The sequence below is a fragment of the Hymenobacter sp. R533113 genome (assembly GCF_056835965.1).
This window is the reverse complement of record NZ_JAKWBD010000016.1, coordinates 325,593-350,719: the sequence shown is the minus strand read 5'-3', so window position 1 is coordinate 350,719 and position 25,127 is coordinate 325,593. Positions and strand designations below refer to the sequence as shown.

Here is a 25,127-nt window from a genome sequence, read left to right as displayed (position 1 = left end):
AATCCCACCCGCCATGCCCCGAACCCTCGACGCCCAGCTTACCTACGCCCGCCACGCTGGGCGCGCCCTGATGACTCATTTAAATGCGTTGAGCACCGCGCCTTCTTTGCTGCCTGTCCCGGCGGCGCCGGCTGGCCAGTCGTGGGTGTCGGCGGAAACACGGGAGATGCTGCGGGAAGTGCAGCGCGACGGACCTCTGCGTTTGGTTTTCGCCTACCGTTTCCTGCTAAGCGGCCTGTTGCTGATTTGTAGCGGCGGGGTGCTGGCCCAAACGGCTGCCGGCGGGGCCCCACTTAAAGCCGCGAAAGCGCGCCAACTGGCCGATTACGTGGACCCGTTCATCGGCGTAAACGACACCAAGGCCGGGGCCTCGAACTGCGTAATTGGCCCGCAATTGCCCTTCGGCTCCATAAACCCCAGCCCGCAAACCCTTGAGGGGGACCAGGACGGTTACTCGCCCGCGCAGCCCATTCGTGGGTTTGGGCAGCTGCACGTAAGCGGCACCGGCTGGGGCAAGTACGGGCAGGTGTTTCTCTCGCCCCAGCTGGGCGTAGCGCCCGGCGAGGACGCTCACGACTCGCCCAAGGAAAACGAGCGGGCCCGCGCCTACGAGTACTCGGTGAAGCTCAGCCGCTACGGTATCACCACCTCGGTGACGCCGGCCCGACACGCGGCCATTTACAAGTTCGTGTTTCCGCAGTCCGACGAGGTCAGCATCCTGCTCGATATCACCCACTGCCTCACCCGCGACATCGTGCCTTTCGTGGGCGGGGACGTGCTGGGGGGCAAAATAACCTTCACTAGTCCCGCCCGCGACGAAGTGCGGGGCTACGGCACCTACCGGGGCGGCTTCGGGGAAGGCAACTACAACGTGTACTTCTGCGCCCGCGTGGCTAAAAAGCCCGCCACCATCGGCACCTGGCTCAACGGCGAGCTGCACCCCGGCCAGCTCACCGACTCGCTGCGCCAAGCCAACGATAGGGTGGGGGGCTTTTTTACCTTTAAGACTAAGGCCAACGAAGCCGTGTACCTGAAAGTGGCCGTGTCGCTGAAAAGTACTGAGCAGGCCGTGCGTTGGCTCGATGCCGAGATTCCCGGCTGGAACTACCAAAAGGTGCTGACTCAGGCCCAGGCCGCCTGGAATCAGCAGCTCAGCAAAGCCCAGGTAATCAGGGGCACCGAGCAGGACAAGCGCCTGTTCTACACCGCCCTCTACCACGCCCACCTCATGCCCCGCGACCGGACCAACGACCTGCCCGGCTACGGCCAGGATGTGCCCATGTGGGACGACCACTTCGCCGTGTGGGACACCTGGCGCACACTCTATCCCTTGCACGTGCTGCTGAACCCCGGCGTGGTGGCCGGCACCATTAACTCCTTCAGCGCCCGTCTGCAAAAGAACGGTAAGGTCAAGGACGCCTTCGTCGCCGGCAACGATATGCAGGCCGAGCAGGGCGGCAACAACCTCGACAACATCATTGCCGATGCCTATGTCAAGCAGGTGCCCGGCGTGGACTGGAACAAGGCCTACGAGGTGTTGGAATTCAACGCCGACCAGGAGCGGCAGGGCGCCGCCGGCTGGCGCAAAAGCGAGCCGCTGCTGGGCAACTACAAAAAGCAGGGCTGGATTCCGTTCGGGGCCATGGCCGGCAGCATGACGCTGGAGTACGCCTACAACGACTTCTGCGCCGCCCAGGTAGCCCAGGGCCTGGGCCACGCCGACGACGCCCGCCGCTACCTGCTGCGCAGCAAAAAATGGGTAAACCTCTGGAACCCCCAGGCCGAAAGTGATGGCTTTACCGGCTTTATCGTGCCCCGCACCCAGGACAAGGAGTTTCTGCCCATCGACTTAAAAAAGCGGCAGGGCTCCTGGAAGCAGTTTTTCTACGAGGGCAATTCCTGGACTTACTCCTGGTTTGTGCCCCACCAGATTGACACGCTGGTGACATTGAACGGCGGGCCGGAGGCCTTCGCCAAAAAGCTGCAATACGCCTTCGAGCACGACCTGATTCAATACGAAAACGAGCCGGCGTTTCTGGCGCCGCAGCTGTTTCACCACGTCGGCCGCTCCGACCTCAGCAGCTACTACGTGCGCAAGCTCATGCGCGAGGGTTTCAACGAGCAGGAGGGCATGCCCGGCAACGACGACAGCGGCGCCATGAGCGCGTGGTTCGCCTTCTCGGCGCTGGGCTTTTTCCCGAACGCCGGCCAGGATTATTACTACCTCACTGGTCCGCTGTTCGAGGAGGTGAAGCTGCAGCTTGGCAACGGCAAAACCCTGCGCATTGTGGCCAAAAACGCGGGCCCGCAACACATCTACGTGCAGTCGGTGAAGCTCTCGGGCCAGCCGCTCAAGGACCGCACCATCAAGCACGAGGCGCTGATGCAAGGCGGCGTGCTGGAGTTTGAGATGGGACTTAAGGCACCCGTGGTGCAATAAGAACCACAAAAGTACCCACCCCAAAACGTAGCCTTACCCCATGCTTCGCCAAAAACTCCTGCCGCTGCTGTCCTGCCTGAGCCTCATCAGTTCGGCTGCCAATGCCACCGTGCGCCTGCCCGCCCTGGTGGGTAGCCACATGGTGTTGCAGCGCGACAAGCCCCTGTCCATCTGGGGCTGGGCCGCGCCGGGCGAAAAAGTCAGCATCACCTTTCAAAACAAAACCTACGCCGCATCGGCGCCCGATGCGGCCGGGCGTTGGCAGGCAACCCTGCCGGCTACCCCGGCCGGCGGCCCCTACGTATTAACCATCAAGGGCCAAAACACCCTGACGCTGGAAGACGTGCTGGTGGGCGACGTGTGGCTGGCCGCCGGGCAGTCCAACATGGAGATGCAGGTGAAAGCCGGCCCTGCCGGCTACTTCCAGCCGGTGGCCAATGCCGACCAGGAAATTGCCGCCGCCAACTTCCCTAAGCTGCGCTGTCTCACCGTGGCCCAGGTGATGGCCTACCACCCCGAACCCGACGTGACGACCAAAGGCTGGCTAGTGTGCAGCCCGGCTACGGTGGCGGGCTTTTCGGCAGTGGGGTACTTTTTTGGGCGCGATTTAGTGCAGCGCTACCAGGTACCCATCGGCCTGATTTGCAGCAGCTGGGGCGGCACTTCGGCCGAGGCCTGGACCAGCGCCGAGGGCCTGCGCACGCTGCCCGATTTCCAAGCCCGCGCGGCCGACGTCGCCCGGCGCACCACCCGCCTCACCGATGACGACCAGGCTTTCCGCCAGCGCCAGCGGGCCGCGCTCAACTCCCAGAAGTTCGATAAAGGGTACCCGCCCGGTGGCAAGCCCTGGTCGGCGGCCGACTTTGACGCCCGCGCCTGGCCCGAGATAAGCCTGCCCGGCTACTGGGAAACCGTCCCGGCCCTGAAAAACTACGATGGCGTGGTGTGGTTTCGCAAGGAAATCGACCTGCCGGCCACGGCCGCCGGCCAGCCGCTCACCCTGTCGCTGGGTACGGTAAACGACACCGACAGCACCTGGTTCAACGGTGTGAAAGTGGGCAGCACCGAGGGCTACAACAAGGAGCGCTGCTACCCCGTGCCCGCCGCGCTGGTGCGGGCCGGCCGCAACGTGGTCATCGTGCGCGCCGTGGACCTGGGCAGCAACGGCGGCATCTCGGGCGCGCCTGCCGCGCTGAGCCTGACGGGCGCGGGCCTCACCGTGCCGCTGGCGGGGACCTGGCACTACCAGGTCGGCCTCGACCCCAAAGACTGGCCGGTTTCGCCTTTCCCCGGCGGACCTCCAGAATACGCCCACGGTGCTGTTCAACGGCATGGTGGCCCCGCTGATTCCCTACGCGCTCAAAGGCATTATCTGGTATCAGGGCGAAAACAACACCGGCCGGGCCGACCAGTATCGCACCCTGTTTCCGGCCCTGATTACCGACTGGCGCCAGCACTGGGGCGCGCCCGAGCTGCCCTTCCTGTTCGTACAGCTGGCCAACTTCCAGGCGGCCGCGCTGCAGCCGGGTCCCTCCACCTGGGCCGAACTGCGCGAAGCGCAGGCCCGGGCGCTGACCTTGCCCCGCACGGGCATGGCCACGACCATCGACATCGGCGAGGCCGACGACATTCACCCCCATAACAAGCAGGAAGTGGGCCGCCGGCTAGCCCTGGCCGCCCGCCATGAGGTGTATGGCGAGAAAGCGCTGGTGTACAGCGGCCCCACCTTCCAGCGCATGGCCGCGCAGGGCAGCACTATCCGGTTGAAGTTCGGGCACGTTGGCGGCGGGCTGGTTGCCAAAAACGGGGCGGTGCTGCAAGGCTTCGCCGTGGCCGGGGCCGACCAGAAGTTTCACTGGGCCACGGCGCAACTGGTCGGCAACGAGGTGGTGGTGCAAAGCGACGAGGTAAAAGCCCCGGTAGCCGTGCGCTACGACTGGGCCAACAACCCCAACGGCAACCTCTACAACAAGGAAGGCCTGCCCGCCGGGCCCTTCCGCACCGATACCTGGCCGGGCATCACCGTCGGGGTGAAATAAGGCCGGCTGCCACCTCGCCCAAGGGGCCGTTTCCCGCTCAACTTTTCTGAATTCCCACGCTCTCTGAATTCTTTGCCAATATGCAGCTCCGTCGTTCCTTCCTGAAAAACGTCAGCGCGGCCGGCCTCTCGGCGGCGTTGGCCCCGCTGGCTGCCTGCTCCGCGGCACACGTTGCCACCGGCCCAGCCGCCGCCGCCGCGCCCGGCGCCGTGGCCGTTTCACCCGAGCTGGCCAAGCGCATGTACGACAAAGCGCTGAACATTGCCAAAACCAAAATTCGAGGCGGCGAGAAGGAGCCGTTTTTCAAAGAGCCCTACCTGGACGAGGCGTTTTCGCCCAACATTTTTTACTGGGACACCTGCTTTATGACCTGCTATGCCAAGTACCACCAGCAGGAGCTACCCATTGCTCAGGCCCTCGACAACTTCTACCGGGTGCAGGACGCCGACGGCTACATCGGCCGCGAGTACTTGGAAAACGGCCAGCCCTTTTGGGAAAAGCACCACCCGGTGAGCATCAATCCGCCGCTGCTGGCCTTTGCCGAGCTGGAACTCCAGAGCCAGCAACCCAACGTGGAGCGCCTGCGCCGGGTGTACCCGCATCTGAAAAGCCACTTCGAGTTTTTACAGCGCACCTACCGCGGCGACGACGGCCTGTACTTCGGCGATACCCTGGGCATGGGCATGGACAACATCCCGCGCTACCCGCCGGGCTGGCAGGACGACGGCAAGGGCCTGCCCGTCAAGAATCTTTACCCCAAAATATTCCAGTACCGGGGCACCAACGCCAGCTGGAACACCCAGGGCCGATTGGTGGATTTTTCGGCCCAGATGGCGCTTTTTGCCCAAAACCTGAAACGGATAGCCCAGCTCACCAACCATGCCGCTGACGTGCCGGCCTACGAGCAGGCGCACGCGGCCCTCAAGCAGGCGCTCAACGAGCACTGCTGGAGCGAGGCCGACGGCTTTTACTTCGACCTAGGCTACGGCCAGCCCATCCGGCGCTACCACGTGGGCATGTACTGGGCCCTGCTGGCCGATTGCGTGCCCGCCAACCGGCTCGACAAATTCATTGCCCACCTCACCGACCCTAAGAAATTTGGCCGCCCGGTGCCCGTTCCCTCCCTGGCCGCCGACGAGCCCGAGTACAAGGCTTACGGCGACTATTGGCTCGGGGGCGTGTGGGCGCCCACCACCTACATGGTGCTGCGCGGCCTGCAACAGGCCGGCAAGTCCGAGCTGGCGCAGATTCTGGCCCAACGCTTCTACGGGGCGGTGGCCGAGGTATTCGAGCACAGCGGCACGTTTTGGGAAAACTACGCGCCGGAGTTTGCCAGCTACGGCAACCCCGCCAAGCCCGATTTCTGCGGCTGGACGGCCATTGTGCCCATCGCCATCTGGCGGGAGTTTATCCAGGTGAAGGCCTAGCACCTTTCTCAAGCCGTCACCAGTCGATCAGTTTCCTTATTTCTTATGATGCTCCGCTACCTCTACTGCTTGTTGCTCCTGTTCGCCGGGGTTTTGCCCGCCCTGGCGCAAACGCCGCCGCCCATTGCCATCGAAACCGAGCACGTAAGCTTGGTGCTGACGGTGGGTGCCAACCAGAAGCTCTACCAGACCTACCTGGGGGGCAAATTAACGGCCGCCGACCGCCAGCTGCTGCCCCGGCCTGGTCCCTTCGATGCCTACATGCCCGCGCCCAACGAGGCCTACGTGCCCGCCGGCACCGACAACCTCTTCGAGCCGGCCATCCGCATGGTGCACGCCGACGGCAACCCCTCGCTGGCTCTGGTGTTTGCCGGCGTAGCAACGAGCAAAACCGGCGACGACCTCACCACGACCATCGTGCACCTGCGCGACCCGGCCTACCCCGTAGACGTGCGGCTGCATTTCGCCGCGTATTACAAGGAGGACGTTATTAAAACCTGGGTGGAAATTCGCCACCGCGAGAAAAAGCCGGTGGTGCTCAGCAACTATGCCTCGGCCATGCTGCGCCTGCATGCCCCGCACTACTGGCTCACGCAGCTGCACGGCGATTGGGCTTCGGAGGCCAAGGAGGCGGAAAGCCAGCTCACCAGCGGCCTTAAAGTCGTGGATTCCAAGCTGGGGGGCACCCGCGCCGGCTGGTACCACACGCCGTCGTTCTTCGTGGCCCTCGACCGGCCCGCCACCGAAACCAGCGGCGAAGTCCTGGCTGGCTCCCTGGCCTGGACGGGCAGCTTCCGGCTGGCGTTTGAGCTGGACAACCTGAATGACTTGCGCGTGTCGGCCGGTATCAACCCTTACGCCTCGGAATATACGCTGCCCGCCAATCAGCCCTTCACCACCCCCGAATTTATCTTCACCTACAGCGCCGCCGGCAAGGGCCCGGCTTCGCGCAACCTGCACCGCTGGGCCCGGCGCTACGGCGTGCTCGACGGCACCCAGCCGCGCCTGACGGTGCTCAACAACTGGGAAACCACCTTCACCTCCTTCACCGAAAGCCGGCTCGATTCGCTGATGGGCGACGCGGCCCGGCTGGGCGTCGATTTGTTTTTGCTCGATGATGGCTGGTTTGGCAACAAATACCCGCGCAACGACGAAAAAGCGGGCCTCGGCGACTGGCAGCCCGACAAAGCCAAGCTGCCCCACGGCATCGGCCATTTGGTACAAACGGCCAGCAAAGAAGGCATCAAGTTTGGCCTCTGGGTGGAGCCCGAAATGGTGAACCCGAAGAGCGAGCTGGCCGAAAAGCACCCCGACTGGATTCTCAAAGTCCCCAACCGCCCCGAAGACCTGAGCCGCAACCAACTGGTGCTGGATTTGACCAACCCCAAGGTGCAGGATTTCGTGTTCAACGTGGTGGACGAGCAGCTGGCCCAGGGCGTGGCTTCCCTCAAATGGGACTGCAACCGCATGATGACCAACGCCTACTCGCAGTACCTGGGCCGCGACCAGTCGCACCTCTACATCGACTACGTGCGCGGCTTATACAAGGTCCTGGACCGGATGCGCGCTAAGTACCCGCACGTGCCCATGATGCTGTGTGCGGGCGGCGGTGCCCGCGCCGACTACGGCGGGCTGAAGTACTTCAACGATTTCTGGGCCTCCGACAACACCGACGCCTTCGAGCGGGTGTTCATTCAGTGGGGCTTTCTCAACTTCTTTCCCGCCAACACCCTGGCCAGCCACGTCACCAACTGGAACCGCCAGCACACCCTCAAGTTCCGCACCGACGTGGCCATGATGGGCAAGCTCGGCTACGACCTCGACGTAAGCAAACTGACGCCCGATGAGCTGGCCTTCAGCCAGCAAGCCGTGCAGGATTACAAGCGCCTGAGTCCCACCATCTGGCAGGGCGACCTGTTTCGGCTCCGCTCGCCCTACGAGGGCAATCAGGTGGCCCTGATGTACGTGGACGAAGCCCGCCGCCACGCCGTGGCCTTCGGCTACAACCTGCACACCCGCTTCCACGAAGCGGTGCTGCCCGTGAAGCTGCAAGGCCTGGACCCTGCCAAACGCTACCGCGTGGCGGAAGTCAATCTCATGCCCGGCCAGAAAGCCGAGCTGCCCGCCCACGGCCAAACCTACTCCGGCGACTACCTGATGAAGGTGGGCGTGCTGCTCAGCGACCCGGAGGCCAAGCAACTAACCAGCCACGTGCTGGAGCTGACGGCAGAATAATGCCCCCCAGCGGCGGCAAGCACGGCGCCCGGTCGGGGTGCCGAGTTTTTCGGTTTCACGGCCTGATGCCGCTGGGGCGGCACCAAGCCTTTGGAATACTTCCGTTCATCGTTCACCTTTTAACCCTACTTCCTATGAAAAACAAGTTCTCCCAACTGCTCTTATGGTTGCTGCTGTGCTGCGCGTTTTCCAGCGCCCACGCCCAAAACTATTACGTTTCGGCCCTAACAGGCTCGGATGCCAACGATGGGCTCACGCCCGGCACCGCCGTGGCCACTATCCAGAAAGCCGCCGACCGGGTAGAGGCTGGGGGCACCGTATTTATTATGAATGGCACCTACAGCCGAACCACCCGCGGGGCAGTGTTGGAATTCACCCGCTCCGGCACACCCAGTGCCTACATCACTTTCACCCCTTACTCCGGGCATAACCCCATCCTTACGTCAACCGGCGATTCTTGGGATACGGCCGTTATCGATGGCTCGTACGTGATTTTGGACGGCTTGGAGTTTGCCGGCAACAACGCCAATCTCACCTTAGCCGATGCGCAGGCATCCTACCTGCAATCCCGCGCAACGCCGGCGGTTTTCAATGCTCGGTTCAATACCAACGCCATGGCCGTGGGCAAGAGTGTCAACTCGCACCACATCATCATCCGCAACTGCAAAGTCCACGATTTTCCGGGCGGCGGTATTGGGGTTGGGGGCTCTGATTACGTGACCATTGAAAACAACATAGTGTATAACAACTCCTGGTACACCATGTATGCCACCAGCGGCATCAGTATTTTGGGGCCGAAACCGATTGATAACGTGACGACCTACAAGATGATCGTCCGGGGCAACACGGTTTACAACAACTTTACGCAGGTGAAGTGGCGCCGGTCCAACCCGGCTCAGGATGCCATTTCCGACGGCAACGGCATTATTCTGGACGTGAACACCGGCGCTCAGGGCACGCCCGTGTACACGGGCCGGACGCTGGTGGAGAACAACGTGAGCTACAACAACGGCGGGGGCGGCATACACGCCTTCAATGCCGCGCGCATCGACATCATTAATAACACGGCCTACAACAACGGCAAGGTGGTGGGCTACCCGGAGATTGATGGGCAGTCCTGCACCGACGTGAAAATTTACAACAACATCATGTACGCCCGCACCGGCGGCAACTGCAACGGCAACGACGCCGGCACCGGCGTCATCTACGATTTCAACGTCTATTACAATGGCCCCTACTTCCGGCAGGGAACCAACGACGTGGTGGCCGACCCTAATTTTGTGAAGCTGGGGTTGGATGGCAGTGCCGATTTTCGGCTTCGGGCCCCCAGTCCGGCCCTGAATACGGGCAGCGCGGCCCCCGGCTTATTCAGCGCCCAGGATATCACCGGGCTTGCCCGCCCCCAGGGCAGCAAGCCGGAGCGCGGCGCCTACGAGTTCCAATCGGGCAACCAGGCCCAAACCATCACTTTTGCCGCTTTGCCCGCGCTGAAAGTGGGCGGCCCCGACTATGATCCGCAGGCTACGGCCACGTCGGGCTTGCCCGTGACCTACCGCAGTTCCGACAACAGCGTGGCCACCATTATCGATGGAAAGATTCAGATTGTGAGCGGGGGCACCGCCACGATTACGGCCACCCAAGGCGGTGACGCGACCTACGCGGCGGCGCCCGAGGTCAGCCAAACGCTGACCATAGACGCGACCGGCTTTGGCCTGCTGAGCATGAACTCCACGTTTGACACGGACACCCAGGGGTGGCGCGTCTCGGCCACCGCACCGGCTATTATTTCAATTGCGGCCGTACCCCGGACCGGCTACACCGGTAATGCCCTGGAAGCCACAATTACGCCCATCCCCGGGGGCGGCACTTTTGACGTGCAGCTGATTCACGCCATGCCGGTGGAAGCGGGCAAAACCTACACCATCCGCTTCCGGGCCAGTACGGTGACGCCGCCGCCCGCTCCCCTGGGGGCGCTGGACTTGATCGTGCAGTCCAATAAAGCACCTTTTACCACGTACCGGTCGTTTTTTGCCACTCGATTCACCGCTACTGCCACCAATTACAGCTTTGCGTTTACGCCCACCACGACTGATGAAACCACCCTGCTCAAGTTCATGCTGGGTCGTTTCACGACGCCGGTGTACATCGATGATGTAACCATTACCTCGACGCCGACGCCCATCATGGTGGTCAAGCAAGGCGCAACCGTCATTGCCGACAACACCCCCACCAACACGACTAGTAACTTCAATTTTGGTACGGTGGCTTTCGGCAGCCCGAAAAAGGTCACGTTCAGTATCGAGAATACTGGTACTCGTACCCTGAACCTGCTGTATGCGCAAAAGATAAATGTAACGGGGCAAGGATTTTCCTTAGCCACTAATGTGCCCGCGCCGACCATTGAGGCGGGCGGCAAGGTGACGTTTGAGGTGGAGTTTGCGGCCCCAGGCAGCGGTACTTTCCAGGGCACCCTGGTGATTGCCAACACCGACCCGGCCGTGAACAAGAACCCCTACAATTTCACCTTCTCCGCCACCGGCGTCAAAGCCGACCAGACAATCGACTTTGCCGATTCCCCGGCCATCACCTACGGCGACGCCCCCCGTTCGCTGGCGGCCACAGCTACTTCGGGCCTGCCGGTGACCTACACGCTCATCAGTGGTCCGGGGGGCATTAGTCAAGAAAATCTGCTGACGTACACCGGGGTAGGGGAGTTAGTGGTGGAAGCCACCCAGGCCGGCAGCGCTGGCTATAACGCGGCCGCGCCGGTACGGCAAACCTTTCAGGTGAACCCCAAAGAGCTGCTGGTAAAAGCGCAGGATGAGACCGTTACGTATGGCGACCCGGCCCCGGCCTACACGTACACTATCACCGGTTTCGTCGGCGGCGAGACAGCGGCAGTTATTACCGGCAGCCCCGAAGTAAGCAGCACGTACACCCCAGCCACGCCGGCCACGGAAACACCGGTAATAAGCGTTTCCACCAGTGCCCTGGCTGCCGCCAATTACCGCTTTACTCCGGTAGACGGCCGGGTAACGATCAGGCATACGTTCCCCCTGTTCCTGGAAGCAGAGGAAGCGGCCGTGAGCGGCGGCTGGGTGGTATGTCTCTTTCCGGGCTACACCGGCACGGGCTACGTTACGAAAATCAACAAGCGCAGCGAGTACCTGGAGTGGACCCCAAACGTTTCCGGCGCGGGGGTGAGCACCCTGACCTTCCGGTATGCCTCCCCTATCAAGGCGAACAACTTAGTCTTAACGGTCAATGGCACGGTGGTAAGTGCCCCGGTTCATTTCAGTAAGACGGGTGGCTGGAACAAGTGGGCTACGGTGTCGGTCGCGGCTTACCTGCGGGCGGGTAATAACACCGTTCGACTCAGCGGCAGCGGAAATGCCGGTCTCAGTCCCAGCATTGATAACTTGGTCATTACCAACGACACGTATGGCGCTCCGGCGCTAGCCCGGACCAGCCCGACGGCAAACAGCAGCCAAGCAGCCCCCGCCAAGCCGGCTGACAACCCAGCCGCCCTGAGCATTCAGGTGTATCCAGTGCCAGCCAGCACTTCCTTGCATCTGACGGTTCCGGCCCAGGGCCAGGGCGAAATCGTGGTGCAGATCATGGATCATTACGGGCGGGTAGTTTCCTCGAAGCGGGCCGCCGCCAAGCAGGGCCTGAATGCCTTCGATTTCGACGTGCAAGTGATTCCCGCCGGGACGTACATCCTGCGCACGACGACGACGGAGTTCAGCAAAACCCAATCCATTCTGATAGAGCGGTAAACTCGGCCCCACCCGGCTGGCTGCCCTCTTTCAGGGTATGAAAGATTATTTGCGCCTCAACACTGCCCAGGAAAACGTCATGACCTTGCTGAGTTTCCAAATATGCTGAGCCACCTAAGTAACAGTCCGGCAACGGGATAGCAGGTGGTGCTTCTCAATTAATAAAACAATGACTCAGACATAAGGAGGAATGCTAGAAGCTCGATTTATCGGGCCAATCATAGCTACACCTTCATGTTCTATACAAAAAGTCCGTTTCTGTTTCAGAAACGGGCTTTTTGATTTACTGGGGGGCAATTCTGGTATACTACAGGCGCCGCGGCGAAGCAGTACCGAAAAGAGCGTCTCGAAAGCTTAAGTCTAGTTGCCCTGACTATTGTGGGCCCAGAGACTCAGGTGAATTGTGCTTTTTCAGGTGCACTAATACCACTCTGTTGCGTCTATTCTCTGGCACTGTAGTGACGTTGCGGGTATCTCCAATCAGCGTTAGCTCCGTGTTGCTAATGGTGGGAGGAATAGTGTACTGAAAGGTGCCGTAGCTAAAAGTTAGAGACAAGCTGTTCTTGGTGTTGCTATAGGAGCCAGTCTGCGATGGCTTATCCTTCGTGTAGGGCTCTATCCTGCCATCAGCTGAGAATATATAATACTTTTCTCCACCAACTGATAAGTCCTGCGTCCGAAGATAGCTGCCATCGGGTCCGTAGTATGTTACTGACGCCTCCAGGATGTCCCACCGACCTATAAGGCTCTTGTTAACCGGAACCACTTCTTCCTTCTCTTTCGATGAGCAGCTAAAGATGGTAAGCGCTAAGAATAAGGTAAATAAGCGTGTAACTACAGAAAGAAACATGTAAAAAAAACTGGTAAAGTGAAAAATGAATCAAGAAAATTATAGTTATAGCAAGAATGATGCGATAATTTACTTATTTGAGAAATATATATCGCTTTTTATGAATTTTATTCTCTTAGAGTTGGTACGGCCCTCTCTATTCTATAAGGCTTTGATAAAATAGGTGCCCACAAAGCCATATGAACCTTTTAGTAGGTGCTGGATACTAGCGGCAATACCATTGAAGCAATGACGGGAGCCGAGCACCTTCAGGTGGTCAGTGGTCCGAGCCAGTTTCTGCTAGTTTCTGCACTTGTTCTACGGAGCCGGCCCGACTAAGGAGCTGTCACTAAGCTGCCGATAAGCCTACCGCATCCCAACACAACAGGCTTGTCAGCAGGTGCGTGAGTACAGGAAGCGGTTTTCTGACAAAACCCTAGTGGATTGGCACAATAGCGCGGGGAATAACGGCCGGCTGATTACTTTGCCTCATGCTAAAAACGACTATTCGGTCCATTGAGATCTTCAAGCTCTTCCTGCCGCTAAAGGAGCCATTTGTTATTTCCCTGGGGCCTATTAATGAGGTGCAGAATGTAGTTGTCCGCCTGCGGACGGCCGATGGCTGCACGGGCTACGGCGAATGCAGCCCCTACATGACCATCAACGGGGAGAGCATAGATACTTGCTTTGCCGTGGCCCAGTACCTGGCGCACGGCCTGCACGGACACGATGCCCTTGATGTTGCCGGGTGTCTGGCTACTATGAACCGCATCATTTACGCCAATAGCAGCATCAAAAGCGCGTTTGATATGGCCCTGCACGATATTGCTGCCCAACAGGCCGGCGTGCCGATCTACGCTTTCCTGGGGGGCAAATCCGATAAAGTTCTCACCACCGACATGACCGTAAGCCTTAGGCCGCCCCAGAAGATGCGGGCCGACGCCATCCGGTTTCAGCAGCAGGGTTTTCCGTCTATCAAAGTAAAGCTGGGGGAGAGCCTGGAAGCCGATGTGGCGCGCATCCGGGCCATCCGGGAAGGCATCGGGCCCGACCACCCGCTAAGCATCGACGCTAATCAGGGCTGGCAGACGGCTGACGCGGCCATCGCCGTCTTGCACGCCCTGGCTCCCTACCGTATTTCTCATTGCGAAGAGCCCATTGCCCGTCACCTGTTTATGGACCTTGCCAGGGTGTCGGCGGCGTCGCCTATTCCTATTATGGCCGACGAAAGCTGCGGCGATGAGCACGACGCGGCACGCCTGATTCAGTTGCGCGCCTGCCCGCAGTTCAACATCAAGCTGGGTAAAGCGTCGGGACTGCATAGGGCTAAAAAGATCGTCGATCTGGGCGCGGCCGCCGGCCTGACGCTGCAAGTCGGGGGCTTTATGGAGTCGCGCCTGGGCATGACGGCTGCCGCGCACCTGGCCCTTACCAGCGACGCCATCCGCCATTGTGATTTTGATACGCCCTTGATGTATGCCGAGGACCCAGTCGTGGGCGGGATTCGCTACCTGGCGCAGGGCGTGATTGAGGTGCCCGACGTGCCGGGTTTGGGCGCGGTGATTGATGATCAGTATTTAAGAAACGCGGAAAAGTGGGTTATTGACTGACGGACTTAAGAGCGCAGCTAAACAGAATCGTAAAGCCTGAATACTAACGCCTATTGGGTCGCGTTGTGTAGGCGGCCAGCAGCTCCGGCTTCTTGGCTACTACGCTTTTTGCGACTCAGCGAAAGGTTGTGTTATGCATGCCTCGTTTCCTTCCTTTCCACCAAAAACTTCTACCGAAAGATGAAAAAGCTGCTCTTATTACTCGCCTTGTTTTCTGGTGGATGGGCTAGTGCCCAGACCGCGTGCCCGCCGCCCCAGCTGAAAGCCTTTCATAACGAGCAGTAAATACAAGACGACCGGGAGTGCTGTGACTCCCTCTGTCACCTTAACCCTCACCAACGACCCAGCCTGCCCGACGGCAGTAACCTATCAGATTAAACAGGCGGAGATGACCTTGGTAAGGAGCAAGAGGCCCGTATTACCTGCGAAGAAAATACAAGGTTCAGAGGTTGATCTGACCGACTTTGCAAAATTATCGCAACCGGGTGACCGCATCTATATTGAGGTGCAGGATATAGTGGCAACGCCCGCCGGCGGACAGCCAACGCCTTACAAGCTAACCGACGACCGCTACCTTGCCCTGAATTGGGTGCTGACGAACTAAAGTGGGCAAACAGTTGCGCGGAAATCCGTTCCGCGACGAGCCAAGCAAGTATCAAGCGCCTGTATCAATGACCACTGGCGGCGGAACTCACGCTGCTCGTTGCGGAACAGATTTCCGCGCTACAAAAATGAATGCTATCCACACGCTAGAAAAGTAGGGGCGGATACATTCAAAAATAGGACTGCTGGCACAAGGGAGGCCGGGGTAGAAATACCTATATCCGGACTTTCGGCCGCTGCGAAGGGCACTATAAATTGCGACTTATCACCTACTTGCTCCTTCGATCCGATAAACCGTCCGGCTTGGTAGCCAGCAAACCCCCAATGATTTGGCTTGCCGGCTATGCAAGTACTTCCTGCTCGTCCCTCCATGCAGCTCCTAACCGCTTCTCCTCATTTAACTCTCTACCTGCACGTGGGTACTTCCCGCGCCATCGAAGCGCAATGGCTAGGCTTTGTCAGTAGTGCCGTGCTTCGCCAGGCCACGCTGGATGCCGTGGTGCTGGCCCAGCAGCACCGCATTACCGGCTGGATTGCCGACGACCGGCTCCCGGGCGCGGTGCGCCCCGTCGATCTGAGGTGGATTGGGCAGCATGTGCTGCCCCAGCTGATAGGAGTGGGCCTGAAGCGGTTTGCCCGTATCGAGTCAATCGACCCGCTCAATAAACTGCTGATCGGACAGGCGCAGGAAACAGCCGAGCAGCAGCTGCCCTTTGAGCTGCGGACCTTTGCGGAATTGCGAGCGGCGCGGGCCTGGGCCTGCGGGTAGCTATTAGCTGTTAGGCCCGCATCATACTGCTCCCACGCAGGCCTGTCTAGCTCAGGATATATCTGAGTTAAATACAAATTTTTGTTACTACTATTGCGGTGCTTGCCATTATTACGTATCTGACTGATTATCAGTAATTAATTGCATAAACAGCGTGGTCATTGCTGGCAATTGCGCACTTGAGGCCTCGGTACGACGCACCACTACTTGGCCAGCTCAATAGCAATTTACCTCCCTAACGCACATTTGGCACGAAGTTTAAGCCAGACTATGCCTAAGTTCCGATGAGTATAGAATATATGCTATGTGTTTGCAATTTTATGTTCTATTTCTTTTTTTGTCTTATATATTCTACGTATGAATAAACTTGTCTACTGCTCTTTATTACTGGTTAGCGTCGTCGCCTGTACGTCCGACAAAGAAGACCCCAAGCCATTGGCCACGGCCGCCTTCTCCGCCAGCCGCACGGTGGTGGAGGTCAACGAGCCGGTCACCTTCACCGACGCCTCCCAGCAGGCTGTCCGCCACACATGGGATTTTGGTAATGGTCAAACCGCTACCGACACGGCCCCTTCCGTGCGGTTTGCGGCAACGGGTACGTATGCCGTAGTGCTCACGACTTATAACGCCGACAACCAAGCCACGACGACATCGCAAACTATCAAGGTAGGAAAACGGTATTTGCGCGAAATCAAGATTACAGCCCTCCCTTTCCTGACTCCCGCGGGTGCGATGTGGGACGGCGGGGGCAGTGGCCCCGATGTGTTTGTCCAACTAAAGCCCACCGGCACGGCTCCCTTCTCCCAGACGCCCGCCGTCAGTAATGTCAAGCCCGCGGACTTGCCTCTCACCTTCCCGGCAAACACTGAGTTGACGTCGGGCGAGTGGACGGTAATGGTGGGGGATGAAGATTCCTCCTCCGAGGATGAAATGCAGCGCTGGACCCTGCCCGTGGCCGAACCAACGGCCAACCGGGACGCCCAGGGCAATGGCTCCTATACACTGGCGGGACCGGCGGGCGCTCCGGCTTCCTGGAACGTCACCTTGAGCTACGAAACTCGCTAAGTAAGCACAGGCTAGAAGCCCCCCATCTTCCCCACGTTTGGGAAGAGTGGGGGGCTTTTATTTTTGTGCCACCCTGTCGGGCTGCGTAAGCAGACAGCCGCTCAGCCGCCGCTCCTGCCTGTCTGTGGCTACCAAGCCGCCCAACTGCTGATTTTTGTACGCTTAAAACCGCTTATAGCGGCTTCCTGAACAGTGTACCTAAGCTGTAGAGACGTGACACTTCGCGTCTTGGTGTCAGAACGACCGGAGCAGCATGGGCCTTAATAACTGTCGCAACGAGGAGACGCGAAGTGTCGCGTCTCTACACTTACACGGACCGTGAAACCGCTGTAAGTACTGATTGAGGACGTTGATTTAGGTAGAGGCGCAATATTTTGCGTCACGTCGTTGCTGATGATGTTTTAATAAGTACAAATCTGATCGTTCAACGACGAGACGCAAAATATTGCGCCTTTACCTCGTTTTGACATTCCATTGACAACTTAGTCAGACAAAATTATAGCCATCGGTTTCCAGCTGGCGCGATCCTGCCTATTTCCTTTTGCTGCACAAATCTTATCCATGCCAGCTAACCCTTACCGCTCCAAACCCCAAACGCCGCTATATTTATCCACCATCTCACCCTTTCCCTATGAAGCACCTTTTCCTTTCAGCGGTCCTGGCCGCGACCCTACTGGGTACCCTTGCCAGCCACACTGCTGCCCCCGTGGCCGCCGATTCGCCGGCGCTGGCCGCTGCGTTTGAGAAGTACTGGGATGAGCGCGCCAAGCTTTATCCGCTGGAAGCCACCTCGCAGGGCGACAACCGCTACAACGACCAGCTGCCTAACGACAATACTGTGGCCTACCGCGCCACCCAGCGGCAGTTTTTCCAGCAATACCTTGACGCGCTCAAGAAGTTCGACCGCAGCAAGCTCTCCGAAAACGACCGCGTGAGCTACGACATCTTCCTCTACGACATGCAGATGCGTCTGGAAGGCCTCAGGCAGAATACCTGGATGATGCCCATCACCCAGATGAGCGGCCTGCCTATTTCGCTGGCGCAGCTGGGCGCGGGCTCCGGCAATCAGCCCTTTAAAACCACCCAGGACTACGACAACTGGCTGGGCCGGGTGCGCGCTTACCCCGTGTGGGCCGATTCGGCCATCGGCAACTTCCGCCGGGGCATGCGGGCCGGCGTGGTGCTGCCCCGCCCGCTGGTAGAAAAAATGCTGCCCCAGCTCCAGGCCATGGTCACGCCGGACCCCAGCAAGAGCATCTTCTATGGTCCCGTCGCTAAGTTTCCGGCCACCGTGCCCGCCGCCGACCAGCAGCGCCTCACCGCCGCCTACCAGCAGGCCATCAAGGAGCAGGTGGTGCCTACCTACCAGAAGCTGCACGACTTTTTGAAAAACGAATACCTGCCCAAGGCCCGCACCACCACCGGCATTGCGGCCGTGCCCGGCGGAGCCGATATGTACCGCTACGCCGTGAAGTTCTGGACTACCACCGACCGCACGCCCGACCAGATTTACCAGACGGGCCTGAGTGAGGTGAAGCGCATTCGGCAGGAAATGGAGAAGATCAAGACGGAGGTTGGCTTTAAGGGCGACCTGAACGCCTTCTTCACCTACCTGAATACCGACCCCAAGTTTATGCCCTTCAAAACGCCGGAGGAGGTGCTCAACGTGTACCGCGGCGTGCAGGCCAAGATTGACCCGAACCTGAAAAAGATGTTTGGCAAGGTGCCCAAAACCGGCTTCGAGGTGCGGCAGACCGAAGCCTTCCGTGCCGCCTCGGCCAGCGCCCAGTACAACCGCGGCCTGCCCGACGGCTCGCGCCCCGGCATCTTCTACGTGCCCATCCTCGACGCCACCAAGTACAATGTGACCCGCGGCATGGAGTCGCTGTTTCTGCACGAGGCCATTCCGGGCCACCACTACCAGATTGCCCTGCAGCAGGAAAACACCAACCTGCCCAAGTTCCGCCGCTTCGGCTTCTACAGCGCCTTCAGCGAAGGCTGGGCCCTGTACTCCGAGAGCCTGGGCAAGGAGCTGGGCCTCTACACCGACCCCTACCAGCGCATGGGCGCCCTGAACGGGGAGATGCACCGCGCCATCCGCCTGGTGGTGGATGCCGGTATGCACAGCAAGAATATGACCCGCGAGCAGGCCATCCAGTACATGCGCGACAACCGCTCCATCGACGAGCAGGCCGCCACGGCCGAAATTGAGCGCTACATGGCTTGGCCGGGGCAGGCGCTGGCCTACAAAACCGGGCAGATGAAGATCATCGAGCTGCGCCGGAAGTACGAGAAACAGCTGGGGGGCAAATTTAACCTCCGCGCCTTCCACGACGAGCTGCTGGCAAACGCCGCCATGCCCCTGGCCATTGCTGAAAAGACCATGGACGCCTGGGCCGCTACGCAGAAGTAAGCACTTGGCTAACTTAAGTTGCTGAACTGTAAGAATTGAACTAGCTTCTAGAGCGGTTTCGGATTCAGTGAACAGGAAGTAGCGCGAAGCTTCTGCTTCGCGCACCGTTAGGTAAGGGAACAAGTCGTGAAAAAAGCCCCCCAGCACGTCGTTCAACGATACGCGAAGCAGAAGCTTCGCGCTACCTTCACCCGCTGGTCTGTACAGCAACTCCCAAACCGCTCTAGCTGTAGCTTAGAACTATCTTCTCGGCAGCGGCTGCCGCACAACAGCAAGGTCCTGGCACATCGGCGTTGGGGCCTTTTTACGTACTTTTGGTTTGTACCCTTTGCTCCGCTGCCCCTATGGATACTGCCGCCATTACTGCCCACATCGAGCTAAACCCGCAGGTGCGCTTCGGCAAGCCGGTGGTAAAAGGTACTCGTACCACGGTAGCGGAAGTGCTGGAAATGCTGGCCAACGGCATGAGCGCCGCCGATATAGCGGAGGACTTCCCGGCTATTGGACCGGCGCAGGTGCGGGCCTGCCTGCTGTACGCTGCCTACAAGGAAAGCATAGTGCTGCTTTCAGTGGCCTAAGCTGCTATGCGCCTGCTGCTGGATGAGAATATTTCGTGGCGCTTAACCGCTTATTTGCGGCCCCATTGCGCGGCGGTGCTCCACGTCCGCGATATTGACCTGGCCAAAAGCCCCGATACTACCATCTGGCGCTACGCCCGGCAGCACGGCTATAGGGCTTCCGCACCAAAAGTAAGCTAGCTGTCGGCTAGCTTCGGGCATGGACTTTTCCGCTTCCTTTGCCCACTTGACGGACCCGCGTGTACAGGGCCGGTGCTTGCATCAACTGGTTGATATCCTGGCCCTGTTGCTCTGCGGCACGTTGGCCGGCTGCGACGATTTGCCGGAAATCTGTGATTATGGCCGTGCCCGGCTCGACTTTTTACGCACTGGAACTGAGCCTGCCTTTTGCCAATGGCATTCCCTCCGAGGACACGTTGGAGCGGTTGCTCAAGCGCTTGAACCCAAACGAGTTGGAGCAGACCCTGCGCGCCTGTGCCGGGTCGCTGGCCGGGCGGCAGCTCTGCGTCGATGGCAAAGAACACCGCGCTACCATCCCCACCGGCCGGCGCCACGCCCTGGTGCGTACGGTCAGCGTGTGGGTGGCCGACGCCCACCTGAGCTTTGGCCAGGACCAGATAGGGGCCAAGACGAACGAGAAAACGGCCATTCCGGCCCTGCTCGACACCCTCGACGTGGCCGGCAGCGTGGTCACCATCGACGCCATCGCCTGCCAGCCCAGCCTCGTCGGGCAGGTCGTGGCCAACGGGGCCGACTACGTCATTGCCTTGAAAAAGAATGCCAAAACGCTCTATGAGCAGGCCAGCGAGCACCTGCTGGCCTGCGCGGCCCACCTACCCGTTTTCCGTAGCCAGGACAAAGGCCACGGCCGGGGCGAGAGGCGCACGGGGCGCATTTGCCAGGACCTGGCCTTGCTCGAAGCCTGCGCCGACTGGCCCGGCCTGCGCACGCTCGTCCTCGTGGAAACCGAGCGCCACACGAGCCAGGGCGTGACCCACGCCCAGCGCTTCTACCTCAGTTCCTTAGCCGACCCCGACCCGGCCGTGTATGCCCGGCTCATCCGCGGCCACTGGGCCGTGGAAAACCAGTTGCACTGGCAACTCGACCTCACCTTCAACGAAGACCGGTCGCGCTTACGAACGGGCCACGCGGCCCTAAACGCCAATATCTTGCGCAAAACGGCCTTGTACTTGCTGGCCCAGGACCCGCGGCCCATCAGCTGCAAACGAAAGCGTAAACAAGCCGCCTATGACAACGAGTATCTCCGGCAACTACTGCAAAATGCCTGATATTTGGTGCGGAAGCCCTAGCACGGCTACGATATACTAGACTTAATGCGGAAAAAGGTGTTAAAATAACGCGCGAAGCGGGCGTTAGCCTCTCTTGTGAGATAGCGTGATTTTACTTCCATCTTGCTTTTGCATCCATAAGCATTTTTTCCGCATTAACACTACTGACCAAAGACGAAGATTTTTTGCGCCTGGTGCTAGCCGAAGGCTTCCCGCCCCGCGTGGTGGCCGTGCAACAGGCGCAGGTGCCGGTAGCGAAGCTGGCAGAGTTCCTACTAGCCCAGCTGCCGCAATTGCAAGAGTTTCTGGGGCCGCAGACGGAGTTTGGGCTGTTGTTGCTACGGCTGCGGTAGCTGCCCGCCGCCCACAGACACCCTAGAATCTTCGGCTGCTGAAGCGGCTGGGGCTTCTGATGAGTATAGGAAACCGGCTGGGGGGCAAATTTAAGCTCAGTGCCTTCATTTCTATCATGTTCCTAAATACATAGCTAAGGCTACCATGTGTGATTGGGCCTCCGAAGAGAAGTAAGTATCAAGCTAAGAAAGGACAAGTAATAACTGATGTTACGCGGCAACTGCACCTCTGCCTCAGAAAGAAGCTATTGCTGCTTCAGGAAACATCCTTTCCAAGCAATCGACTAATATGCCGCGTAACATCAGGTAATAATATAACCCCCCACGTATGCTGGGGGGCTTTTTATTGCTTCACTAATTTATTCGTGTGGACCCAAAAACTTATCTCCATTAAAATGTATCATATGTTTAGAGCCTGTTAAAGAATGTAAGTAGCTGAGAGACAAAAAGAAACCAGCCAGGTTATTCCCTTTTCCTCATCCGACCAAAGATGTACGAAACGGACCTGACTGATTTCCAATGGCAAGTTATGGCAGAAATGTTGCCCGTCAAACGTCGCCGCAAGTATCCGATCCGACTCATTGTCAATGCCTTGCTCTACCTGACCAAGAGTGGGTGCCAATGGCGGCTATTGCCGAATGACTTTCCGCCCTACCCGATCTGCTTTTACTACTTCCGGCGCTGGCAGAAGACGGGGCAGTGGGCAAGACTGAATAAAATGCTAGTCGAGCAAGAGCGGAAGCAGTCTGCCCCTTCGCGCCAGGCCAGCCCGAGCGTGGCCATTGTGGACGCGCAATCCATCAAATCCAGCGAACGAGGTGTGCCGGATAAAGGCTTCGATGGCTACAAAAAGGGACAAGGTCGCAAGCGGCAACTCGTCGTCGATACGGGCGGGCGGCTGCTGGCTGTACACGTGGGTCCGGCGCAGGAAAATGACCGGATCGGCGGCCAGCAGGCGTTGCAAAAACTAGCTTTACTGGGCTACAACCGGCTTTGTCTCATCCTCACGGATGCCGGGCTATGCCAGCCAGGCACTGAGCCAATGGGTGCAACAAGCCTGCGGCTGGCGACTGGCTACGGCTCCAGGGCTGAACGGACAAGGCGGCTTCACGCCGCAGCCCGTTCGCTGGGTCGTCGAGCGCTCCATCAGGTGGCTGCACTGGGACCGACGCTTAAGCCGAGACTACGAATGCGAGACCAGCAGCGCCGAAGCCACCTTGTATTTGTCCAGTATTCGGCACCTCATTCGTAAATTTTAACAGGCTCTTAAGCGCGAGTACTTAAAACGAGACCGAGCCGCTACGGCTGTAGCGGCTCAGTCTTGTTAAGCATCCAAGCTGGAAACGTCGAAATCAGGTTATATGGCTAGTCGCGGTAGTTGAGGGCGGGCTTCCGGTCGCCAAGCAGGGGCTTGTATACGTAGCTGCCCACATCCTGCTTGAACTCGGCGGTAGCTTTTTGACGCAGAACCGGGTCGGTAAACAGGTCAATAGCTGTCAGGGTCATGGTTTTGGCAGCTACCAGCATGCCTTTGGCCCCGATTTCCTGGCCGCTGCACGCCACGGCCTGCCAGCTATGGGCCGGCGTACCCGGCACCCAAGTCGCGGCCGTGAGGCCCACGGTAGGCACCACGTAGCTCACGTCGCCCACATCGGAGCTGCCGCCCCCGTCGCCGGGCGCAAAGGGCTGCACCTTAGCGGCTTCTTCCAGCGGAGGCGCCGGAAAGCCCAACGAGGCCTGAATCTGCTTGCCAATGGCTGCTTCCTGCGGGGTGTACGTCACGCCGCCTACCTGCTCCAGATTGACTTGGAGGGCCCGGGCTAAGGTCTCATTGAGCAGCAGCTCGTGGGTGCCGCCAATAATTTCATAGTCCATGGTGGTGCCGGTGCCCAGAGCCGCGCCCTCCGCCGCTTTCACTACGCGGGCAAAGGCATCTTTTACCTCGTCGCGGTTGGGGTGGCGCACGTAGTAGTACACCTCGGCAAAGTCGGGCACTACGTTCGGGGCTTTGCCGCCGTTGGTGATAATATAGTGAATGCGCGTTTCCTGGGGCACGTGCTCCCGCATCATGTTTACCATGTTGTTCATGGCCTCCACGCCGTCGAGGGCGCTGCGCCCGCGCTGGGGCGAGGCCGCGGCGTGCGAGGCAATGCCGTGGAAGCGGAATTTAGCCGAGGTATTGGCGATATAGCTACTCATCATAGCCGCGTTCTGGTTGTTGGGGTGCCAGTGCAGCACCGCGTCGACGCCCTCGAACAGGCCGGCTCGAACCAGGTATACTTTGCCGCTGCCGCCTTCCTCGGCGGGCGTGCCATACACCTTCACCGTGCCTTTAAACTTGCCTTCCTTAATCAGCTTTTTGAGCTCGATGCCTGCTGCCACGCTGGCCGTGCCAAACAGGTTGTGGCCACAGCCGTGGCCCGCATCCAGGCCGGTTATGGCTTTCTTCTCCGCGCTGGCCTGCTGCGACAGTCCCGGCAGGGCATCATACTCGGCCAGGATTCCAATAATGGGCTTGCCGCTGCCGTAGGTCGCCACAAAGGCCGTCGGGATGTCGGCCACGCCGGCCTGCACGGTAAAGCCATTGTCGCGCAGAGTTTTTTGCAGCAGGGCCGAGCTTTTGGTTTCCTTGTAGCCGACTTCCGCGAATCCCCAGATTTGCTGGGCCACCTTGCGGTAGTCGCCGTAGCTGCCTTCCAGGTCCTTTATTGCCTGTGCTTTGAAAGCTGTTACATCGGCCGCGGGCGTAGGCGGTAGGGCAGGGGAGGCGGAGGCCAGCAGGCCGGCGCTCAACAGGCTCAGGGCAACGTATCTTTTCAAGTTCATAAGGAGGCAAAACAGCGGGTTAGCCGGCCTGCGTAGTCAGGCTTGGCACGGACGAAAATAGCATGTTTCCTTTTCTTAATGCTTAGGTAAGCGCGTGCTTTGAGCGAGAGTGTGTTATGAGGTTTTTACTCTCGTGCCATGCATATTCAGGCAGAGCATTCTGCGCATGCAGCAGCGAGAAAGCATCTCGGGTGCTTTCGTCTGAGTTCTCGTAGGTGACGGTAGATATGCCGCCACTACGCCCCACGTACAGGCTCTGGGAAAGGAAATTCAAATCGCACTACTCCACCAGCGAGCATACTCCTGAGCTGAAGGGTTTCGTTTTATTAGCCGCGTCCAGTCCACTGTTCTTTCCCGATTCTGTAGACGAAGTTCAACTGGGGCACCTCACCAAAATACGCTACCTCCTGCTCGTCTACCTTTTCCGCTCCCAAGCGGCTGATTGCAATTTGCGAACGGATATTGGTCGCGCCAATATGAAAGTAAGCTTGGGAGACGAGCTGAAAGATGTAATCCAGCATCATCGTCTTGACCCTATGGTTAAGCCCCTTCCCCCAGTATCGGGTGGCGTAGAACGTGTAGCCAATCAGGATGCTGCCTTCCTGTTCATTGTAGTCGTAAAAACGGGTGCTGCCCGCCACCTCATTCGTGGCTTTGTCTATGATTTTGAAAGCACCCTGGCTCTGCATAGCACCCTCAAAAAACGTTCGGAAGACTTCCGGTTTCCAGCGGTCCTTATTCGGGTGCTGCTCCCAGACCTTCGGATCGGAAGCGGCCGCGTACAGGGCCGCAAAATCAGTGGCCTGCAAGGGCAGTAGAAGTGTCTGCGGGTCTTCTAATGAGGGTTGGATAGGAATAGAAAACGACATACG

Annotated in this window: 18 protein-coding genes and 2 pseudogenes; 17 read left to right on the top strand and 3 right to left on the bottom strand. The window is 59.2% G+C overall.

Annotation, left to right across the window (positions count from 1 at the left end):
* Positions 1-13 precede the first annotated feature (13 nt).
* The 6 genes and pseudogenes from MKZ35_RS23325 (at position 14) to MKZ35_RS23300 (ending at position 11,920) form a co-directional block, all read left to right on the top strand.
* On the top strand, positions 14-2,440 hold the full coding sequence (locus tag MKZ35_RS23325; RefSeq protein WP_482515599.1) for a GH92 family glycosyl hydrolase: 2,427 nt from the start codon (positions 14-16) through the stop codon (positions 2,438-2,440).
* A gap of 40 nt (positions 2,441-2,480) precedes the next feature.
* A pseudogene (locus tag MKZ35_RS23320) lies at positions 2,481-3,068 on the top strand (sialate O-acetylesterase); the annotation flags it as partial.
* A gap of 703 nt (positions 3,069-3,771) precedes the next feature.
* Positions 3,772-4,479, top strand: coding sequence for a sialate O-acetylesterase (locus tag MKZ35_RS23315; protein ID WP_482515598.1), 708 nt, complete (start codon positions 3,772-3,774; stop codon positions 4,477-4,479).
* Positions 4,480-4,559: 80 nt separating this feature from the next.
* Positions 4,560-5,906 carry an MGH1-like glycoside hydrolase domain-containing protein gene (locus MKZ35_RS23310; RefSeq protein WP_482515597.1) on the top strand — a complete coding sequence of 449 codons (1,347 nt, stop codon included), beginning with the start codon at positions 4,560-4,562 and terminating at the stop codon, positions 5,904-5,906.
* A 45-nt stretch (positions 5,907-5,951) separates the two neighbouring features.
* Entirely contained in the window at positions 5,952-8,141 is a 2,190-nt protein-coding gene (locus MKZ35_RS23305) for an alpha-galactosidase (RefSeq protein WP_482515596.1), read from the top strand.
* A 134-nt stretch (positions 8,142-8,275) separates the two neighbouring features.
* A complete protein-coding gene (locus tag MKZ35_RS23300) occupies positions 8,276-11,920 on the top strand; it encodes a choice-of-anchor D domain-containing protein (protein WP_482515595.1) in 3,645 nt (1,214 codons plus the stop codon).
* A gap of 373 nt (positions 11,921-12,293) precedes the next feature.
* Here the strand turns inward: MKZ35_RS23300 and MKZ35_RS23295 are convergent, their stop codons facing one another.
* Positions 12,294-12,770, bottom strand: coding sequence for a hypothetical protein (locus MKZ35_RS23295; protein ID WP_482515594.1), 477 nt, complete (start codon positions 12,768-12,770; stop codon positions 12,294-12,296).
* A 470-nt stretch (positions 12,771-13,240) separates the two neighbouring features.
* On the opposite strand from MKZ35_RS23295, the gene MKZ35_RS23290 reads away from it, so the two are divergent.
* The 11 genes and pseudogenes from MKZ35_RS23290 (at position 13,241) to MKZ35_RS23240 (ending at position 22,681) form a co-directional block, all read left to right on the top strand.
* Entirely contained in the window at positions 13,241-14,359 is a 1,119-nt protein-coding gene (locus tag MKZ35_RS23290; RefSeq protein WP_482515593.1) for a mandelate racemase/muconate lactonizing enzyme family protein, read from the top strand.
* Positions 14,360-14,666: 307 nt separating this feature from the next.
* The gene (locus tag MKZ35_RS23285; protein ID WP_482515592.1) at positions 14,667-14,963 is read left to right on the top strand and encodes a GldM family protein; all 297 of its coding nucleotides are present in this window, start codon (positions 14,667-14,669) and stop codon (positions 14,961-14,963) included.
* Between the two features lie 342 nt (positions 14,964-15,305).
* A complete protein-coding gene (locus tag MKZ35_RS23280; protein ID WP_482515591.1) occupies positions 15,306-15,731 on the top strand; it encodes a hypothetical protein in 426 nt (141 codons plus the stop codon).
* Between the two features lie 357 nt (positions 15,732-16,088).
* Positions 16,089-16,796: a PKD domain-containing protein gene (locus tag MKZ35_RS23275; protein ID WP_482515590.1), complete on the top strand. Its 708-nt coding sequence runs from the start codon at positions 16,089-16,091 to the stop codon at positions 16,794-16,796.
* A gap of 631 nt (positions 16,797-17,427) precedes the next feature.
* The gene (locus tag MKZ35_RS23270) at positions 17,428-19,209 is read left to right on the top strand and encodes a DUF885 domain-containing protein (protein WP_482515589.1); all 1,782 of its coding nucleotides are present in this window, start codon (positions 17,428-17,430) and stop codon (positions 19,207-19,209) included.
* Positions 19,210-19,553: 344 nt separating this feature from the next.
* Positions 19,554-19,787: a DUF433 domain-containing protein gene (locus MKZ35_RS23265; RefSeq protein ID WP_482515588.1), complete on the top strand. Its 234-nt coding sequence runs from the start codon at positions 19,554-19,556 to the stop codon at positions 19,785-19,787.
* 6 nt (positions 19,788-19,793) lie between these two features.
* Entirely contained in the window at positions 19,794-19,967 is a 174-nt protein-coding gene (locus tag MKZ35_RS23260) for a DUF5615 family PIN-like protein (RefSeq protein WP_482515587.1), read from the top strand.
* 19 nt (positions 19,968-19,986) lie between these two features.
* Positions 19,987-20,103: pseudogene (locus MKZ35_RS23255) on the top strand (transposase family protein); the annotation flags it as partial.
* 22 nt (positions 20,104-20,125) lie between these two features.
* Positions 20,126-21,076: an ISAs1 family transposase gene (locus tag MKZ35_RS23250; RefSeq protein WP_482515586.1), complete on the top strand. Its 951-nt coding sequence runs from the start codon at positions 20,126-20,128 to the stop codon at positions 21,074-21,076.
* Between the two features lie 137 nt (positions 21,077-21,213).
* A complete protein-coding gene (locus MKZ35_RS23245; protein ID WP_482515628.1) occupies positions 21,214-21,429 on the top strand; it encodes a DUF5615 family PIN-like protein in 216 nt (71 codons plus the stop codon).
* Between the two features lie 490 nt (positions 21,430-21,919).
* A complete protein-coding gene (locus MKZ35_RS23240; protein WP_482515585.1) occupies positions 21,920-22,681 on the top strand; it encodes an IS5 family transposase in 762 nt (253 codons plus the stop codon).
* Between the two features lie 113 nt (positions 22,682-22,794).
* On the opposite strand, the gene MKZ35_RS23235 is transcribed toward MKZ35_RS23240, so the two are convergent.
* Both MKZ35_RS23235 and MKZ35_RS23230 read right to left on the bottom strand, forming a co-directional pair.
* A complete protein-coding gene (locus tag MKZ35_RS23235) occupies positions 22,795-24,255 on the bottom strand; it encodes an amidohydrolase (RefSeq protein ID WP_482515584.1) in 1,461 nt (486 codons plus the stop codon).
* Positions 24,256-24,581: 326 nt separating this feature from the next.
* The gene (locus tag MKZ35_RS23230) at positions 24,582-25,124 is read right to left on the bottom strand and encodes a GNAT family N-acetyltransferase (protein ID WP_482515583.1); all 543 of its coding nucleotides are present in this window, start codon (positions 25,122-25,124) and stop codon (positions 24,582-24,584) included.
* Positions 25,125-25,127 lie beyond the last annotated feature (3 nt).

Excerpts from the sequence above, each read along its gene's own strand:
- MKZ35_RS23240 (WP_482515585.1), top strand. The coding sequence starts at position 21,920 with ATGTACGAAACGGACCTGACTGATTTCCAATGGCAAGTTATGGCAGAA.
- MKZ35_RS23250 (WP_482515586.1), top strand. The coding sequence starts at position 20,126 with ATGGCCGTGCCCGGCTCGACTTTTTACGCACTGGAACTGAGCCTGCCT.
- MKZ35_RS23290 (WP_482515593.1), top strand. The coding sequence starts at position 13,241 with ATGCTAAAAACGACTATTCGGTCCATTGAGATCTTCAAGCTCTTCCTG.
- MKZ35_RS23300 (WP_482515595.1), top strand. The coding sequence starts at position 8,276 with ATGAAAAACAAGTTCTCCCAACTGCTCTTATGGTTGCTGCTGTGCTGC.
- MKZ35_RS23280 (WP_482515591.1), top strand. The coding sequence starts at position 15,306 with ATGCAAGTACTTCCTGCTCGTCCCTCCATGCAGCTCCTAACCGCTTCT.
- MKZ35_RS23295 (WP_482515594.1), bottom strand. The coding sequence starts at position 12,770 with ATGTTTCTTTCTGTAGTTACACGCTTATTTACCTTATTCTTAGCGCTT.
- MKZ35_RS23270 (WP_482515589.1), top strand. The coding sequence starts at position 17,428 with ATGAAGCACCTTTTCCTTTCAGCGGTCCTGGCCGCGACCCTACTGGGT.
- MKZ35_RS23265 (WP_482515588.1), top strand. The coding sequence starts at position 19,554 with ATGGATACTGCCGCCATTACTGCCCACATCGAGCTAAACCCGCAGGTG.
- MKZ35_RS23275 (WP_482515590.1), top strand. The coding sequence starts at position 16,089 with ATGAATAAACTTGTCTACTGCTCTTTATTACTGGTTAGCGTCGTCGCC.
- MKZ35_RS23235 (WP_482515584.1), bottom strand. The coding sequence starts at position 24,255 with ATGAACTTGAAAAGATACGTTGCCCTGAGCCTGTTGAGCGCCGGCCTG.
- MKZ35_RS23315 (WP_482515598.1), top strand. The coding sequence starts at position 3,772 with ATGGTGGCCCCGCTGATTCCCTACGCGCTCAAAGGCATTATCTGGTAT.
- MKZ35_RS23305 (WP_482515596.1), top strand. The coding sequence starts at position 5,952 with ATGATGCTCCGCTACCTCTACTGCTTGTTGCTCCTGTTCGCCGGGGTT.
- MKZ35_RS23230 (WP_482515583.1), bottom strand. The coding sequence starts at position 25,124 with ATGTCGTTTTCTATTCCTATCCAACCCTCATTAGAAGACCCGCAGACA.
- MKZ35_RS23325 (WP_482515599.1), top strand. The coding sequence starts at position 14 with ATGCCCCGAACCCTCGACGCCCAGCTTACCTACGCCCGCCACGCTGGG.
- MKZ35_RS23310 (WP_482515597.1), top strand. The coding sequence starts at position 4,560 with ATGCAGCTCCGTCGTTCCTTCCTGAAAAACGTCAGCGCGGCCGGCCTC.
- MKZ35_RS23260 (WP_482515587.1), top strand. The coding sequence starts at position 19,794 with ATGCGCCTGCTGCTGGATGAGAATATTTCGTGGCGCTTAACCGCTTAT.